General features: G+C 72.2%; 15 protein-coding genes. 4 read left to right on the top strand and 11 right to left on the bottom strand.

The window, feature by feature from the left end:
* Positions 1-78: 78 nt before the first annotated feature.
* Positions 79-759, bottom strand: coding sequence for a methyltransferase domain-containing protein (locus WMF45_RS43260; protein ID WP_437712402.1), 681 nt, complete (start codon positions 757-759; stop codon positions 79-81).
* A 522-nt stretch (positions 760-1,281) separates the two neighbouring features.
* Here WMF45_RS43260 and WMF45_RS43255 point away from each other — a divergent pair.
* The 4 genes from WMF45_RS43255 to WMF45_RS43240 all read left to right on the top strand — a co-directional run bounded on the left by WMF45_RS43255 (position 1,282) and on the right by WMF45_RS43240 (position 2,941).
* On the top strand, positions 1,282-1,572 hold the full coding sequence (locus WMF45_RS43255; RefSeq protein WP_437546361.1) for an RNA recognition motif domain-containing protein: 291 nt from the start codon (positions 1,282-1,284) through the stop codon (positions 1,570-1,572).
* A gap of 88 nt (positions 1,573-1,660) precedes the next feature.
* Complete coding sequence (locus tag WMF45_RS43250) at positions 1,661-1,969, top strand: hypothetical protein (protein WP_437712400.1); 309 nt, start codon at positions 1,661-1,663, stop codon at positions 1,967-1,969.
* Positions 1,970-2,241: 272 nt separating this feature from the next.
* Positions 2,242-2,478 (top strand): hypothetical protein, encoded by a 237-nt coding sequence (locus tag WMF45_RS43245; RefSeq protein ID WP_437546357.1) that lies wholly within the window; start codon positions 2,242-2,244, stop codon positions 2,476-2,478.
* Between the two features lie 106 nt (positions 2,479-2,584).
* On the top strand, positions 2,585-2,941 hold the full coding sequence (locus WMF45_RS43240) for a hypothetical protein (protein WP_437712398.1): 357 nt from the start codon (positions 2,585-2,587) through the stop codon (positions 2,939-2,941).
* Between the two features lie 77 nt (positions 2,942-3,018).
* On the opposite strand, the gene WMF45_RS43235 is transcribed toward WMF45_RS43240, so the two are convergent.
* The 10 genes from WMF45_RS43235 to WMF45_RS43190 all read right to left on the bottom strand — a co-directional run bounded on the left by WMF45_RS43235 (position 3,019) and on the right by WMF45_RS43190 (position 16,454).
* Positions 3,019-4,248 (bottom strand): CotH kinase family protein, encoded by a 1,230-nt coding sequence (locus WMF45_RS43235; protein WP_437712397.1) that lies wholly within the window; start codon positions 4,246-4,248, stop codon positions 3,019-3,021.
* A gap of 19 nt (positions 4,249-4,267) precedes the next feature.
* Positions 4,268-5,704, bottom strand: a complete 1,437-nt coding sequence (locus tag WMF45_RS43230; RefSeq protein ID WP_437712395.1) for a TolC family protein — start codon at positions 5,702-5,704, stop codon at positions 4,268-4,270.
* Entirely contained in the window at positions 5,692-7,803 is a 2,112-nt protein-coding gene (locus tag WMF45_RS43225; protein WP_437712393.1) for an HlyD family efflux transporter periplasmic adaptor subunit, read from the bottom strand. Before WMF45_RS43225 ends, WMF45_RS43230 begins: the two co-directional genes overlap by 13 nt.
* 102 nt (positions 7,804-7,905) lie before the next feature.
* A complete protein-coding gene (locus WMF45_RS43220) occupies positions 7,906-8,589 on the bottom strand; it encodes a DUF4956 domain-containing protein (protein ID WP_437712391.1) in 684 nt (227 codons plus the stop codon).
* A 106-nt stretch (positions 8,590-8,695) separates the two neighbouring features.
* Positions 8,696-10,762: a PEP/pyruvate-binding domain-containing protein gene (locus tag WMF45_RS43215; RefSeq protein ID WP_437712389.1), complete on the bottom strand. Its 2,067-nt coding sequence runs from the start codon at positions 10,760-10,762 to the stop codon at positions 8,696-8,698.
* A gap of 76 nt (positions 10,763-10,838) precedes the next feature.
* Positions 10,839-11,939, bottom strand: coding sequence for a hypothetical protein (locus tag WMF45_RS43210; protein WP_437712387.1), 1,101 nt, complete (start codon positions 11,937-11,939; stop codon positions 10,839-10,841).
* A gap of 61 nt (positions 11,940-12,000) precedes the next feature.
* Positions 12,001-12,987: a hypothetical protein gene (locus tag WMF45_RS43205; protein WP_437712385.1), complete on the bottom strand. Its 987-nt coding sequence runs from the start codon at positions 12,985-12,987 to the stop codon at positions 12,001-12,003.
* A gap of 174 nt (positions 12,988-13,161) precedes the next feature.
* On the bottom strand, positions 13,162-14,352 hold the full coding sequence (locus WMF45_RS43200) for a tetratricopeptide repeat protein (protein WP_437712383.1): 1,191 nt from the start codon (positions 14,350-14,352) through the stop codon (positions 13,162-13,164).
* Positions 14,349-15,032 (bottom strand): RNA polymerase sigma factor, encoded by a 684-nt coding sequence (locus tag WMF45_RS43195; RefSeq protein WP_437712381.1) that lies wholly within the window; start codon positions 15,030-15,032, stop codon positions 14,349-14,351. Before WMF45_RS43195 ends, WMF45_RS43200 begins: the two co-directional genes overlap by 4 nt.
* A gap of 75 nt (positions 15,033-15,107) precedes the next feature.
* Entirely contained in the window at positions 15,108-16,454 is a 1,347-nt protein-coding gene (locus WMF45_RS43190; RefSeq protein ID WP_437712379.1) for a hypothetical protein, read from the bottom strand.
* Between the last annotated feature and the right edge of the window lie 42 nt (positions 16,455-16,496).

Genomic DNA, 16,496 nt, shown 5'->3' with positions numbered 1-16,496 from the left:
GTGTTCACCTAGTTTACCTGGTAGCGGAGCGCGCAGCGGTTCGCGGGCGCGCGGCGCGGCCCGGAAACAGGGCCGGAGTCACAGGGGCACGCAGCGGAAGCACGCGCGGATCGGCAGCGCGTCGTGCGGCGCGGCGCGGCGCTCGGTCACCCGCAGATGGCGCGCCAGCAGGCGGCCGAACTCCTCGGGCGTCCACTGGTGCAGGTGGTAGGCGTCGCCGCCCCACTGGATGCGATCCCGCAGGAGGTAGCCGACGGGCGTGCGCCGCACGACGCCCTTCAGCCGCGCGATGAGCGGGTCGTTCGGCACCGTGATCGCGGCCACGCCGCCGGGGCGCAGGAGGCGCGCGATCGCCGCGAGCACGGCGGCGGGGTCCACGGTGTGCTCCAGGACCTCGGTGCAGAGGATGCGGTCGAAGCTCGCGGCCGGCAGGTCGAGCTTGTCGACCTCGCCCTTGAGGAAGCGGGCGTCGTAGCCCGCGAGGTTCCTGCGGGCGGTGTCGAGGTAGACGTCGGAGACGTCGATGGCCGTGATGCGCGCCCGCGGAAACAGGCGCAGCACGTGCCCGCCGCCCGAGCCGACCTCGGCGAGATCGAGGCCGGCGCAGTCGCCGAGCATGTCGCGGAGGATGGCGAGCCGCTTTCGTTCGATGAGCCGGATCGGCAGCGGGGAGCGCTCGTAGTAGTCGTCGATCGGGTGCTCCCGCGCGAGGCGGTCGTTCAGCGCCTCCACGTCGATGTCGCCGGCTGTGTTCGGCATGGCGGCCCCATAGCATGGGGGCGGCGGAGCCTCACCCGGGCGGCGGCTCCGCGCCCGGCGATGGGACCGCGCGTTCATCCGCCGACGTGAGCGTCCGGTCGGCGGGGGCTCCCTGATCGCGTGAGAGGCCGCTGCCGGTGCAGTGGAGCGCGCATCCAGCTCGTCCGCCGGCAGACGTTGCTGAGCGCCCCCGGGCGCATCCCGCGCGCATCACGGCACGGGAACACGCGCTGGTTGCCGCTGCGGGCGGAAAGAAAGAGACAAGATCGCTGAGACACTCCTTGCTGTTGGTGCCCCAAGGGAGTAACTTGGGCCCCTCACGACGTCACTGGCTCTCGACACGATGCGTTCTCTCTCCTCCACGCGAGGGAGATCGTTGCTCGCGCGGATGACTGGACGACGCACCGTGTGCCTGCGCGGGTTCGCTGCGCGGCACGTCCCCGTTCGATCCGCGACGGCTTCATCGAATGGCAGGCGAAGAGCGCTCACGAGCGCAGCTGCAAGCCGTGAAAGTAACGTGTCATGGGTAATCGTCTCTACGTCGGCAATCTCTCCTACAGCACCACCCGCGAGTCCCTCGAGGCCGCGTTCGCTGGCAGCGGCGAGGTCCGCGAGGTCTCGATGCCGACCGATCGCGAGACCGGCCAGCCGCGCGGGTTTGCGTTCGTCACGATGGGCTCGGCCCAGGCGGCGAACAGCGCCATCTCGCAGCTGAACGGCATGATGCTCGATGGGCGCTCGCTCAAGGTGAACGAGGCCCAGGAGCGTCCGGCTGGCGGCGGCGGCGGCGGCGGCGGTCGCGGTCGTTACTGATCGCTCCTTCGTCGAGTCGGAACATCGCGGCGGGCCATGAAGGCCCGCCGCGTTTATTTTGTCTTCGAGACGCCCGAGCCGCGCGCCGGTGCGCGCGCGCCGCGCCAGGCGAGAGGGCCACTGGACCCTGGGGCCGCCGCACGGCGCCATCGTGAGCTCGTGCGGCCACCGCCACGGCGACTGCGGCTTCAACGACGACGACGGCTCGCGCGACACGCTGGCCCTCGATAGCGTGACGCTCGGCGAGCTCTCCCAGAACAACCGTCACAAGTCCTCAGTGGGCCCGAGCTTCGCGGTGCGATGGTTCCAGGTCGACCCGAGCTATCAGGTCGCTCGCCTGGAGCCCGCGGCCGCGCGCGCCGAGGGGTCACGGTCGTCTCTGGCCGCTGGTACCTGAAGCGCAGGATCGTGAAAAGCCCCGAATCGACGAGATCGACCCCTGGCCTATCAACTTTCGTGGTGCCGCGGCTCGTTCTCTGGTACATGATGACGCACGCGCAGCGAAAGCTGATTGCGAAGTCGATAGCGATGCCGCCTGGACCCGTTGGGCTCGAGCGACAGGCAACGCCGTAAAGGGCCGCTCGAGGCAGCTCCTGCATGCACATGCGGAAGCGCACGCCCGGCGTGCCTTCCGCGTCCGTGCGGCTGAGCGCAAGGAAAGTGGTCGCCATGAAAGCGTGTTTATCGCGGGTCGTGGATGGCGTGGAACAGAGGCTCTGCTGGCGCTTCCAGGTGCACGGGAGGAGCGAGGCCATGTACGAGCCGGCGGACGGCCAGCATGGTCCGTTCGATCGCGACCGCCAGCGGAACCTCAAGTTCGGCGAGACGTTCCAGCGGCTGGACCGCTCGGGATCTCCCCGGAAGTACGATGGGCTCTTCTGGCAGCCAAAGAGCTCGATCGCGTGAGAGCCTGGACCGTGACGGCCGGGAGCGAGGACAGCAGCCAGCTCCGGCAGGACACGGGACCGTGAACTTGTCGCTGAGCCAGCAACCGAGTCGTGCAAACACAGCCATGTCTACCTCCCAGAAGCCCGTCACCTCTGCCACCTTGCTCGCCACCGCTGCCCACCTCAACTTCCGCGCGACGTCCCGCGACCGGAGCGGCTCGACGCTCGGCGTGCTCGTCAACGCGTCCGGTGCTCAGCAGTACCTCGTGATCGCCTCTGGCGGCACGGAGGGCACCTGGACGCTCGCGAGCGAGCTGCCCGTCGGCCTCGCTCCCTTTCTTCTCTACGAGAGCGCCGCCAACGTGCTGCGCGGCGGAAGCTTGAGCGAGGACGGGAGCATCTCCTTCCATGGAGCGCTGTATACGATCGAGTCATCGGTCGACGGCAGCACCCGCGCAGCGAAGGTGAGCGGCAGTGTTTGAGCGCTGTCGCGCTCGGATGCCAATCCGAGGATCAGGTTCAGCGCGGTTGCAGCGCTGAGGGCCGAGCCCGGCCCCCATCAAGGCTCGACGCGGCACCTCGCGCTGCACCCGTCGCCAGCCGCCGTGTTGCCGTCATCGCACGTCTCGAGCCCCGCGACGTCGCCGTCGCCGCAGACGATCGCGGGATCGACGAGCGCGCGGCGCAGCTTCAGATCGCTGCGCAGGGCGCCCACGTGCGCCTTGAACTGGCTCAGGTCGCCTCGAGTCGCGTCGCCGGCGTCGGCCTTGCCGAGCACCTCCTCCGCCCGATCGATGGCCGCGAGCACGGCGCCCTCGTCCCACGCCGCGTTCACGACACGGGCGAGCTCGGCGCGATACCGCTCGTCGAGCGCCGGGATCTCCCGGATCCGGCGCGGGAGCACGGCGACCGGCTCCGTCTCGGTGTCGAAATGCGGGTCGTCCAGGATGCGGTCCATCCCGTGGGCGATGAACACGAAGCGCCCGTCGACCGGGTTCTCGTAGAGGTAATAGTTGTTCGCCCGGTAGGCGTAGCCGTCCCAGTGGCCGAGCAGCGCCTCGAGGGCGTAGCTCGTGAGGAACCGATCCAGGTCGAGGCGCTCGCTCACCTCCGCCGCGAGCTGCTCGTCCGGCGCCTCCTGGATGGCGGCGGCGAGAGACCGGAGCTCTGCCCCGCCGCCGTCATCGCCGCCGTCGAGCTCCACGGCGTCGATGTCCTCGGCGAAGTCGCCGCAGCACGGGCCCTCGTAGAGCGCGCCCTCGTCGTTCACCTCGCCGAAGTGCAGCCGCAGGAACCGCTTGTCGATGGCCTCGGTGACGACGTAGATCCCCGCGTCCACGCCGTTGACGCTCACCACCGCGTGCGCGGTGCGCGCCGCGGGCACGCCGGCGCGGTCGTGCAGGTCCTCGCCGATCTGCTGGCGAAGGAACGTCGGGTCCTGCTTGGAGTTGTTCAGCAGGAGCTTCTTGAGCCCGTGCAGGTTCGCCTCTTCATCGAACTCGTCGAGCTTGACGCTGAAGCTCGGCTTCTCGGACAGATCCACGGCCGAGTTGCCCTTCTGCCGGATGCCAGCGCCGCTGACGACGTCGCCGTCGTAGACGAGGGTGCACGGGACGCGGTTGTCGAGGTCCGTGCGGAGCTGCCCCAGGTGGGCGTCGTCGATGGTGATCGCGATCTCGTGCAGCGCCGTCCGATCGAAGACCACGCCGCTGCCCGGGTCGAGGGGCACACAGCCACCCTGGCTCGCCGCGACGAGCGCGAGGACCGCGGATGCATGAAGGGATCTCATCGTTCCCGCTCTTCCCCCTCTACCGCGCCGCATCGCTCCCGGGCTCCGTGTTCCGGCCGTGGTGGCCCACCTCGGCGGGGAGCCGGCCGCCGACGGCGTGGCGGAGCTCGCCGACAGCGGTCCAGTAGCGGCGCACGAAGCGCAGCAGCCGGAGCTCCAGGCGCACGCGGCGCTCGTCGACCTCGAGCGCCCGCCCCACGTCGACGTTGCGGCCCTCGATCGCCCGCTGCGCCTCGGCGCCCGCGCGCTCGGCGGCGGGGTTCATCCGGCGCCGGAGCTCGGTCACGAGGGCGCGGGTGGCCTGCGCCTCGCTCAGGCTCGTCCGCACCTCGCGCGTCACGAGCTCGACCGCGGCGCCGAGCGAGCGCTGCTCCGCCTTGCGCGCGGTGTCCGCCGCGACGGTGGCCGCGCGGTGCGTGTCGAACACCGGCAGCTCGATGCCGAGCCCGAACGTCCACCCGAGGCCGAGATCGTTCTCTCGCCGGAAGTCGTAGCCGACCTCGACGAAGGAGAGCCAGGGCCACCGCGCGGCGCGCTCGGCCTGGAGCGTCGCGTCCGCCGCGTCGCCCTGCGCGGCCGCGAGCTCGATCTCGGGGCGGCGCTTGAGCGCGAGCTCGACGGCCTCCGCCTCCGTGGGCAGCTCCGGGGGAGGCCACGCGCTCTTCGGCGCGCCGAGGAGGCGCACGGGCACCGCCGGATCGAGCCCCATGCGCGACAGGAGCGCGGCGAGCGCCGCGCTCCGCTGCGCGCGCAGATCCACGCCGTCCTGCTCCGCGTCGACGGCGGTGAGCTCCGTCATCGCCTCGTCGACCGCCGTCGTCCGCGCGGCCGCGAGCTGCCCCTTCATCCAGGTGGCGAGCGACCGGCGCGCCTCGGCCACCGCGTCGGCGGCCTCGATCTCGGCGTCGAAGAGCAGCACCTCGTCGAACAGCGACCGGATGTCGGCCTCGAGGGCGATCTCGATCTCGCGCGCCTCGGCGAGCGCCTTGGCCTCGTCCACGCGCGCCTCCGCGACGTTCGCGTCGACCTCGCCAGGGCGGGTCACCGGGAAGCGGAGCGCGGTGCTCACGCGCGGCTCGCGCTCGCGGATGCGCTGGAGCTCGATGTTCGTGATGCGGAGCTCCGGGTTCTCGAGGTGGTCCTCCGCGTCGACCTGCGCCGCGGCCGCCTCGGCGCGGGCGCTCTGCGCGGCGAGCTCGGCGCTGTGGTCCCTCGCCCAGGCGACGGCGTCCTCCACGGTCATCGCGACCGGCCCCGCGCTGGACGCGCCCGGCCGCTCGCCCGGGCCCGCGCGGCGGAGCGCCGGCGCGCCGGCGGACGCGCGGCCCTCGCGATAGAGGGCGATCGCGCGGTCGGACGCCGCCGGCCTCGGCGGGGAAGAGCAGCCCGAGAGGGCCGCGCAGAGCAACATGACGGGGATCGCCGCGCGGCGGCGGCGCTGGCTCACTGGCCCCACGAGATCTCCTGGAACGAGGGCACGGCGGCGTCGAACACGATCGTCAGCGTGCCCGGCGTGAGCGACGGCGAGATCCCCTCGGGCTTGAGCCCCGGGAACCGCTGGACGAGGCGCGGCGAGAGGACGCCGCCCTCGGGGCGATCCACCCGCCACAGCGCGCCGGCGTCGCCGTCCGCCGTCGAGGGCGTGGACGTCATGGCGAGCGCGCCGTCGGGCATGAACACGAGCTCCGAGATGCCGCCCGGCGTGGGCTTCCCGGCGACCTCCACGTCGACGCGCGCGCGCGCCCACAGCGAGACCCGGGCCGCGTCGAAGCGGGTCGCCTCGGCCGCGGTCCGATGCTTCTTCTTCGCGCTCGCGGCCTCGACCGCCGCGGCGGCCTCGCCGCCGAACAGCGCGCTCGGGGAGCCGACCCGCCAGATCATCGCGTTGCCCTGCGCGTCGAGCGGCGCCTTCAGCCCGAGGTACAGGGCGCCCTGCCGGAAGGCGAGGCCCTCGATGTCGAGCGCCCGCGTCCCCTCGGGGAGGCCGAGCGCCGCGGCGCGCGAGGGGTCCGCGTCGAGGACCTCGGCCAGGTGGATCTCGCCGTCGACGCGGAAGCCCTGGCCGTCCTGGCGGAGGCGGAGGAGCGCGGTCCGCTCCGACTTGCGCTTCCCCTTCTTGCTGTAGCTCTGGGACGACAGGAGGTAGATCTCGCCCGCGTCCCCGGCCGCGATCCCCTCGACGTCGTTCAGCTCGTCGACGCCGCTCACCGGCACCGGATCCGCGTCGACGGCGCCGCCCGCGGACATCGCGAAGAGCCACGGCGCGCCCTCGTTGTTCTGCTCGTGGCCCGTGTCGTCGCTGACGAGGAGGTACCGGGACTCGCCGGGGCGCGCGAGGACGCCGGACGGCTCGAAGCGCGTCCGGCTCGCCAGGGTCGGGGGCAGCTTCATGGGGGACTGGGACGCGACAGCGCCGGCCTTCGGGGCGGCGCCCGCCTTCGGCGCGGTGGTGGTGGGCTTCGGCGGCGGCTGGGCGGGGGCCGCGCCGCGGCGCGCGTCGAACGTGATGTCGAAGGCCTGGCCGGGGACGAGCGCCATCGGCGCGTCCAGCGAGATGGTGACGACGCGGCCCCACGCCGGCATCTCCGGCGTCGGCCAGCAGCGCGGGGGGAGCTGGGAGACGAGCGGCCCCACGGCGACGACCGTGCCCGGGATCGCGCCGCCGAGCTGGCCCCGGATGTAGAGCTCGGCGGCGTCCCCGTCGTTGACGCCGAGGGCGAAGCGCTCGGGGACGCAGGCGACAGCGCGCGCGCCCGTGCGCCCGCTCAGGAGCTGCACGACGGGCATCCCGGCCGGGACCACGTCGCCGGGCTGCCTCTCGATGGAGGTGACGCGCCCCGCGTTCGCGGCGCGCAGCACGTAGCTCGCGCGCCGCTGCTCGAGCATCGCGATGTTCTCGCTCGCGACGCGCACGTCCGCGTCGAGCTTCGCCGCCAGCCCCGACGTCCGATCCCGGAGGCCGTTCCGCCGCCGCTCGGTCGCCTTGAGCTGCTCCGTGAGCATGCTCAGCGTCCGCGGCTTCTCGCTGGCGATCGCCGCGACCGTCGCCTGCTGCAGGTCGAGCTTCGTCAGGTCGTCGAGCACCGCCTGCCGGTTCTCGACGAGCGCCTTCACCCGCGATATCTCGCTGTCCAGCACCTTGGCCTCGGCGACCGCCCGGCGCTGCTCCTCGCGGTGGACGGCGAGGTGGCGCTCGACCGTCTCGCGGTTCGTGTCGAGCTCCTGCTCGAGGACGGCGAGCTCCATGTTCAGATCGGCCTCGACCTGGGCCTTCTCCGCCTTGGCGACGGCGATCTCGGCGTCGATCACCGAGCTGTCCAGCGTCGCGATGATCTGCCCGGCCTCGACCTCCTCGCCGACGGCCACCTCGATGGAGGCCACGCGGGCCGTCTCGACCGGCGAGAGCACCTCGGGCAGCGCCTCCGCGTAGCCGAAGACCCGCCCGCGCGGGCCGCTGCCCAGGTGGAGCCACAGGGCGGCGCCGAGCGTGAGCACGAAGGTGATCGCGGGGGCGGCGTCCTGGAGCGCCGCGCGGAGTCGCTGGTAGCTGTACATCGATGATCCTTGCGCGGTGATGACGACGGCGGCTGTGTCAACGAAGCGAGAGGGCCCACGAGGGCGTGACCGACAGGCATCCTCCGCGATGGACCTCGGCCGCTAGAGATCCAGCGTCGGCTCCTGAAGCATGAGAGAGACGTCCTGCACGCCCGGGATGGCCTGGAGCTTCGCGACGAGCGCCGAGCGCAGATCGGGCGCGAGGACGGTGATCTGGTAAGCATGCTCCATCACGGTCCCCTGCGCAGCCTCCCGGAGGGTCACCAGCGAGAAGGTCCGGCAGTGCGCGCGGAGCACCCTCGCGAGCGCGTCCTCCACCTCGGGCACGGGGGGCGCGGTGAAGCGGAGCAGGCCATCCGGCTGTCGTCGCGAGCCCCAGCCGGTGAAATGGAGGAGCAAGGTTCCGGCGGCGAAGATCGCGGTCCCGCCGAGGGCCGCGCCGACCGCCTGGAGCCCGCAGGCGATGCCGACGCCGAGCGCCGCGAAGACGAACATGACGTCGCGCGGATCGCGCATGGTCGTGCGGAACCGGACCGCGCTCAGGCCCACGGCGACGCCGATGCCGGCCGCGATGCTGCTGCCGACGGCGAGCATCAGCATGCAGGTGATGACGCTGCCCATCGCCATGCTGTGCACGGATGAGCGGGAGTAGGAGAGCCCGCGAAATGTGGCCATGTAGACGAGCGCGACCGCCTGGCCGAGCCCGAACGCCAGCAGGAGCGCCACGACCGCCTTGCGGAAGTCCATGGCGCTCCCCTGGGTGACCCATCCGAGCCAGTCTATCACGGCGAGCCGCTCTTTCCTGGGGCGATCGGCGGGCGCGGCGCGCGCTCGTCTACATCCACGCGCTCGTCTACATCCACGCGCTCATCTCCATCCACGTGCGTCCGCGTCACGGCGCCCCGGAGGCGGCGCCGCGGCCGGGGTAGGGGCGCGCTTGCTTGATGTAGAGCGTCGGCGGCTCGCCGGGGTTCGCGTCGTCGTCGTACTTGAACTCCACGTCCATCGCATACCACCCGTCGTTGCCGCTCGCCGGCCCGTACGCGGGGGAGAACCGCTCGTGGATGGCGTCGAGCGCCACGCCGAGCTGATGGACCTGCGCCGTCGAGAGGACCGTCTGGCCCTCCGGCATGAGGCTCGAGTGCGTCAGGTAGGTGACCGGCTGGTTCGGCTGGTTGAAGAAGTAGAGGAACGCGTCGTTCGTCACGCCCGCGGGCGGGGCGACCACCTCCACGTCACCGCCGCTCTGCACGTTGACGTAGAAGGCGGGCTGGACCCCTGCCGTGTCGAACGGGTTGTTGGTCACGGCCACGCCGTTCGCCTCCTCGGCCGGGAAATTGTGGTGCACGAGCAAGGCCATCCCGATGGTCCGGTGGTCGATGCCGTAATAGGTGCGCTCGTCGAAGGTGCGGAGCTTCCAGGCGCTCGCGTAGGTCTTGCGGATGGCGTCGAGGACATCCTCCCAGTCCGTCGGATCGCCCGTGTTCGAGTCGTAGCAGCCGGCGCACGGGAACCCGTCGAGATCCTCGCTGTTCGTGCTGGTGCGGAAGCGCATCGGGTGCCCGGGGTAATCCGCCTCGATCTTCGCCTTGAGGATCTCCTGGAACTCGGCGTCGATGGGCGCGCTCTTCATGGCGTCGCGGAGCGCCTTCAGCTGCTCGTCGCGGGCCGCGGCGTCGGTCGTGAACTTCGGGTCGGCGAGCAGCGCGTCGATCTGCTCGTAGAACCCGTTATCCCTCATGAACTGGTCATAGTAGTACACCGGGATCGCGAAGGCCTTCAGGATGGGGACCTCGGGGAGCCTGGCCAGGATGGAGTAGTGGGCCGCCTTGCCGCCGAAGGCGAGCACGGCCTGCTTGATCGCGTCCCGGAGCGGCTCGCCCTCCGGGGGATCGGGGGTCACGTCCTCGATGTCGCGCAGATCGGTGACCGTCAGATCCAGCTCGGGGAGCGTGACGGGCGTGGGTTTGTGCTCCTCCCAGAACGCCTCGGCCTCCGCCTCGGTGACCTCGCGGACGCTCCAGGACGACGGCCCCGCGGTGAGCTCGACGAGCTTGTCCTTCAGCGCGAGCAGGTCGGGGTGGGTCATGGCGTTGCGCAGCCCCATGTTGGGGGTGCGCCGGTTCTGGGAGAGCACGTTGACGTGCGAGAGCGGCGTCTGGAACTCCTCGGTGATGATCCCCTGGACGACCGAGATGTCGTTGGGCGCCTCGTCGAGGACGACGATGTCCTGGTGGGACAGGTACTCCGAGTCGAGATCCGCCGCCTTCGCGAAGTGGAGCCGGCCCACCGCCGTGCCCAGCGAGAGCGGCTGGTAGTCGATGCCGGCGTAGAGATCGCCGGTGCTGACCACGGGGATGTCGGAGGGGAGCTTCTTCGCCTCGGCCGCGACGGCCTCCGACGTCGGGTGGAAGGCGAGCTTCGCCCCGAAGAAGGAGGCCGCCTTGACCGCCCTGAACAGGGTGGCGATCATGTCCGCGGACGCGGTGTCGTAGGGGGAGAGCTCGACGGCCCACACGTCGGGGCCCTCGTAGTGCGTCACCGCGCCGAGGACGAAGCGGCGATCCGGCGTGAAGTACTCGGTCGCGTTGAACTCGGCGAGGGGCGGGACGAGGGGCAGCGCGTCGCCGGAGAGGTGCGTTGACACGAAGTCGTAGTGGATCAGGTAGAGAACGCTGTTCTGGAAATACAGCGCGTTCTGATCGGCTTGATCCAGCACGACCTTGACCGACCGCGCGCCGGGCAAGGTGGCGTCGATGGGCGCCGACGCGAGCGCCTCGAAGTCCGCGGCGCACCCGACGCGCTTCAGGAACTCCGTCGATTCATCGGCGTTCTTGCGTTCGCAGACCTCTCCGGTCACGCCGGGGTCGTCCGTGCCGCCGCCGCCGCACGCGCCCGGGAGCGCCGCGGCGAGCAAGGCGAGCGTGACGATCGACGTGATGCGAGTGCCTTTGTACATGATTCCTCCTGAGACAAGTAAGCTGACCGCGCAGCGGCGCGCGCCGGTCATCCCGCGTCAATCCCGCGTCAAGGTGTCAAGGTGTCAGGGCGAAGCAGTAGAACCCGCCGTAACCGCCGCCGGACCCGACGGTGACCGCGCCGGGCAGCGGTCCCCCCTGCTCCAGGAGGTTGATGCCCGGCGCGCACCCTGACTCGTCGAGCGACGACATCCAGTTGGCCATGTTGATGTTGCCGCCGGGGCCGGCGCCGGTGCTGCCGCCGGGGAAGCCGGCGCCGCTGCTGCCGCCGCCGGTCGGGAAGCCGCCACCTCCGAAGTTCCTGGGCCACGAGTGGCCGACGCGCGGCCGCCCCTCGCTCGAGTCGCCCGACTTGGCCGTCCAGTCCTTGCAGGTCGCGGTCGCGCTGTAGAGCTGTCCCTTGTCGTTCGTCCCCGTCAGCATGTCGTGGTTGTCGACCTCGGGCTGGCTCGGATCGGGCTGGTGGTTGGGGACGCCGTCCTCGTTCGGGAAATCGTCGATGATCGCAGGGTCGGCCGCGGAGGGGCGGTCGTTGAGCAGCTCTTCCTTGTTGTTGGCGAGCAGCCGGCCTAGCCGGTCGTACCAGGGACCCTGGCCGATCCGATCGATCGCGTTGACCTGCTTGCCGTCCTCCCCTGCGACGGCGCTCAGGAAGGCGCGCCACTGCTTGGCCCCCGCGCCGGGCATGCTCTTCTCGGCGATGGTCGCGCAGATCTTGTCCGCGCCGCGGAGCCCGGCGCCGGCGCCCGTCTCTCCGAAGCGGAGATCGCCGCCGAAGCCGTCCTGGGAGCCCGACAGCTCCTGCAGGGCGACGAGGCTGGTCACGAAGAAGCTGAATTTCTCGGTCGTCCCGCCGCCGGAGGTGGACGAGGTGGCGTCGCCGCCGGACGTGGACGAGGTGGTGTTGCCGCCGGAGCTGGACGAGGTGGTGTTGCCGCCGGAGCTGGACGAGGTGGTGTTGCCGCCGGAGCTGGACGAGGTGGTGTTGCCACCGGAGCTGGACGAGGTGGTGTTGCCGCCGGAGCTGGACGAGGTGGTGGTCGAGCTGTCGCCCGAGGCGCCCACATCCGAGTCCGAGCCGGAGCAGCCGACGCCGACCACAGGGGAGAGCAGCGCGAGGGTAAGGGGCAGCAGCAAGGGGAGATAAGTGCGTGTCATGGTCTCTGTGTCCTTTTCCTTGTTAAGCTAGACGGTCAGCCGCGCCGCGGATCGGCGAGGCTCACTTGCAGGTGAGATCGCTCTGGCAGGTCTGGCCCTCGGGGCACTGCGAGTCGTCGTTGCACGACATGAGCCCGGCGATCACCACCGCCTGCTCGATCTGGGACGAGACGACCAGATCGACCCGGCCGGCCGGGATCGTCGCGGAGCCCACGGACCTGCGCGTGACGACGATCGTCGGGAAGCCCGCGACGCCGAGGTCGAGGAGCTGCTTGACGAGGGATGCCGGGACATCGAGCGAGCCGGTGTCCTCGACGTTGCACTCGATCATCCCCTTCGTGCCCCCGTGATGGCTGATGTCGAGCTTCACGTAGACCTTGGAGATGTCGGCCTGCCCCGGCGGGGTCCACTCGAGCTGCAGGGGCTGATCGGGCTCGAGCGCTATCGTCTCGTTCAGGAGCTCCAGGGGGCTCACGCCCTTGGCTTCCACCGTGAAGGCGCTGAAGAAATCGCCGCTCGCCTCGAAGCGGAGCACACCGCCCTCGTCGACGGGAGGGTAGAGGAGCTTCACGCCGGCGGGAGGCTGGTAGTTGTTCGCCGTGGGGCTCATGACGAGGGACGCCGCGCCCGACTCGAGGTTCAAGCCGGTCACCGTCACGTTGCCGGCGCTGTGCGCGGCGGGGTAGGGTTGGCACGTGTCGTCCTCCACGCAGACGGCGCTGCCCCCGCAGGGCTCGTTGCAGAACGGGACGCGCGGCGTCAGGAGCTGACAGCCCCCCTCCTCGGTCTGCACCTCCCAGACGAGCTGCGAGGGCGTCGGGCCGTCGTAGATCTTCCCGATCACCGCCGTGCTGCCCGCCGCGCCCGGCTCGGCAGAAGGCAGCGAGCGCACCTGGAAGGCGCCGACGAGCTTCGTGGGGTCGCCGGTCGGTTCGCCCGACCCGGTGGAGCCGCCGGAGCCGCCGGAGCCGCCGGCCGAGCCCCCCGAGCCCGACGCGTCGTTGGGACCACCCCCGGAGCTCGAGCAGGCGAGCGACACGAGGGCCACGGCCCCGCCAAGGAGACCGGCGCGCCATCCGCCTCGTGAGGAGAATTTTTCAATTCGGCAAAGGTTTTGCGACATCTCGATGGCCAGGTGGCGACGCGGCGGGATCAGGGGTCAATCTTTTTTGAAGAAGCCCCACCGCGCGGACGCCGGCGATCCGGCGTCAGGCCCCTGCGCTCAGCCGCCGCCGAGCTCGGACAGGCGCGCGCGCAGCCGCGGCGCGTGGACGCTCTCGCCGTGACGCGCGAGGAAATCGGCGATGGCCGCGCGCTCGTCGGCCGCCCGGCCGAGCCGGCGCAGGCTCTGCACCCGGCCGACCCGGGCCTCCGCGGCGAGGGGGCCGCCGGCGCCGGCGAGGTAGCGATCGAAATAGCCGAGCGCCTCCGCCGCCTTGCCCTGGTGGAGCGCGATCTGACCGAGCGACACCAGGGCCGCCCGCGCCTCGGGGCTCGCCGGGTACTGCGCGAGCAGCGCGCGGTAGGAGGCGTTCGCCTCGGCGCTCTTCCCCTGCCCGAGCTGGGTCTGCGCGCGCAGGAGCAGCGCTTGCGGGCCCGCCGCGGGCTCCTCCGCGCGCGGCCTGGGCGGCTGCTGCGCGCGATCCCGCGCCCCGACGGCGCTGGCGGTGCTGGCGGTCGCGAGCCCGCCGGTGGGCGCGCCGGCGCCGGGCGAGGGCTCGGCGGCGGGCGCGTTCGCGCCGGGCGGCGGCTCGACGGTGGGCGGGCCGGCGCCCGGTGCGAGCGCGCCGGCGCCTGGCGAGGGGGCACCGGCGCCTGGTGAGGGCTCGGCGGTGGGCGCGCCGGCGCCTGGCGGAGGCGCTTCCGGCACCGAAAGCGTGGGGAGGCTCAGGACCGTGCGCCGCGCGCCGCCCGGATCGAGCGTCTCGCTCCCGCTCGGCGCCGGCGGGGGCGCCTGCGCAGGCCCGTCGAACAGCTCCGCCGCGAGCGCGGCCAGGAGCGTCGCCGCGACGGCGACGCCCGCGAGCGACCCGGCGATCCCGCGCCGCAGCATCGGCCGAGGCGCCGCGCGCAGCCGCGCCGCGCTCTCGGGCGCGGCCTCGAGGCGGGCGCCCCTCGGGTCGAGGCGAGCGGCTCGGGGCTCGAAGCGGGCGCCCCCGGGCTCGAGGCGGGCGCGCGCGAGCACCTGCTGCAGCATGGCGGCGTCGCTGAGCTCGCGGCCGTCGCCGCGCGCGTCGCCGAGCCTGCCGATGGCGGCCCAGAGCGGCGCCTCGCCGAGGAGCTCGGGGTCGTCCTGCTCGGCGCGGCGGAGGAGCTCCGCGTCCTCGGGGCGGATCGGCTCGCCGCGCGCCTCCGCGGCGAGGATCGCGGGCAGGAGGTCCAGATCGATCTCGGACTTCTGCGTCCCTGTCATGATGCTCTCTTCCGGCCGACGGCGAGGTCCTGTCGCACCTGCTTGCGGAGCGCGCCGATCCCGAGGCGCAGCCGGCTCTTCACCGTATCGGCGCTGACCTCGGTCATTCCGGCGATCTCCTCGATGGAGTAATCGAGCGCGTGGTGCAGGAGGATCACATGGCGCTGCGCCTCCGGCAGCTCGTCGAGGTACGCGCGCGCCTCGCGCGGCAGGGCCTCGAACGGGGGTTGGTGCGGCGCCTGGGCGATCTCCTCGTCGATCGCGCTCTCCGGGGCCACGGGCGCGCCTTCCCTGCGCTGCTGCCTTGCGTACCGGAGGATCGTCCGGACGGCGACGCGCCTGGCCCAGGCGTCGACGGCGGCGTCGCCGCGGTAGCTCGACGCGCTCTCGAGGATCGCGAGCAGGGCGAGCTGCGCGGCGTCGTCGGCGTCGGCCGCGCTGCGGAGGAACGTCCGCGCGATCCGGCGGACCCGTGAGATCACGTGGGTCATGAGCCAGGCCTGGGCCTCCGGGTCACCCGCGCCGGCGTGGCGCATCCGTTCGAGGTCAGACGGCGAGGACACGGCGGGTGACGGGGCAGGCGGCGGGGCGGGGACGGGGCGCGTCATGGCGCTGGCCAGGAGCAGCTCGGGCAGTGGGCCGAGGCTCCTGGAGAGAGCTCGCGCGTGCTCAGCGTCCATCGCTTCGACCTGGTGCGATGCACGGCCCGAAGCGGGTCAATTTTCCTTTCGTGACGGGTCATGCGGCGCGGGTGGTCATTTCCTGACCATGCCCGCGGGGGCTGGCGAGGCCGACAGGGAGAGACCGAGCTCCAGCCCGACGCCGGCGAAGATCCGCACCGGATTGGCCGAAAGCGCGAGGCCCGGGTGTACGGTGGCGTCAGGCTCCGTCAGGAGCACGTCCACACCCAGCGTCGTCTTGAGGCGGAGCCACCCGGTGAGCGGGACCCCGAGCTCCGCGACCGGCGCGACGCTCACGAGCACGTCGGTGCGGGCCTCCGGCGGGGGGAGCTGCTGCGGAAACATCCGCGGCCACCGCCACGGGGGCGGCGGTGGTGGTAGGCCATGACCGGGAGGTGGCGGGAACGGGGGCGGCTCCGAGAGCGCCTGCTGGGTCGTGCCTTCCTCGGGAACGCGCTCGACGATATCGACGGTGGCGCGCGCGCCGAGCTGCAGGTCGAGGCCAAGGGGGAGCCTGAGGCGGACCTGGCCGGTCGTGATCACCGGGTGGCGCGAGAGCTCGAACGTGGACTGCTCGTCGCCGAGCGAGGTCGTGGGGATCAGCTCGTACCCCAGGCCGAGGACGGCGTAGTCCACCGGCGCCCAGGAGGCGCGGAGCGCGGCGGCGCTCTGCCAGGGCGCGGCGCTGCTGAAGTTCGCGCCGGTGTAGCCGGCGAGGACGGCGAACGTCGGCAGCGGGCTCGCATCGCGGCGGGCGCCCGTGGATGGCGACGGCGGGCCTGCGGGCGGCTGCAGGTCCGGCGCGGCGTCCGCGTGCGTGGCGTCCGCGTGCGCCGCGGGGGATGTGGCGAGCTCGAGGGCACCGACGGGCTCGGGCGGAGCCGCTGGAGCCGGCCCGACCGGGGCGACCTTCACCTCGGCCAGGCCGGCGACGTGGCCCTCGCGGAGCTCCTCGGCGACCGCGCCGGCGATGTTGGCGAGCGACTCGAGGGCGGTGGCGGTCTGCCCGGGCAAGACCGGGATGCGGCGGCCGTAGATCTGCTCGCCGTCGCGCTCGACCACGTACAAGGCGAGCTCGTCGCTCGCCCCGGCGTCGATCCAGAGCACTCCCCGCGCGCCCCACGCGTCGGCGAGCGCGTTGGCTTCGGGGAGGAGCGTCTGCAGCACGGGCCTCGGCGTGCCGGGGCGGACGATCTGAAGGCGGACGCCGACGGGGCGGATATGGGCGACGACGAGGTCGATGGCGCGTTTGTCGATGCCGCCGGCGCCCGGGAAGGCGGCGAGGACGAGCACCGGTTCACCTGCGGCGCGAGGCTCGCCCGCTGCGGCGGGCAGGGCGACGGCGGCCAGCAGGGTGCCGGCGACCGCGCTCGCGGCCGTTCGGGCAGCGCGGAGGGCGAGCGCGAGCGACGCAGCCGGCACGGGCGCGGAAATTTATCACCCTTCCCCGCGGGGCACCATCCC

This window comes from Sorangium sp. So ce448 (assembly GCF_051520915.1).
GTDB lineage: Bacteria > Myxococcota_A > Polyangia > Polyangiales > Polyangiaceae > Sorangium > Sorangium cellulosum_B.
This window is presented reverse-complemented; position numbering and strand designations above follow the sequence as displayed.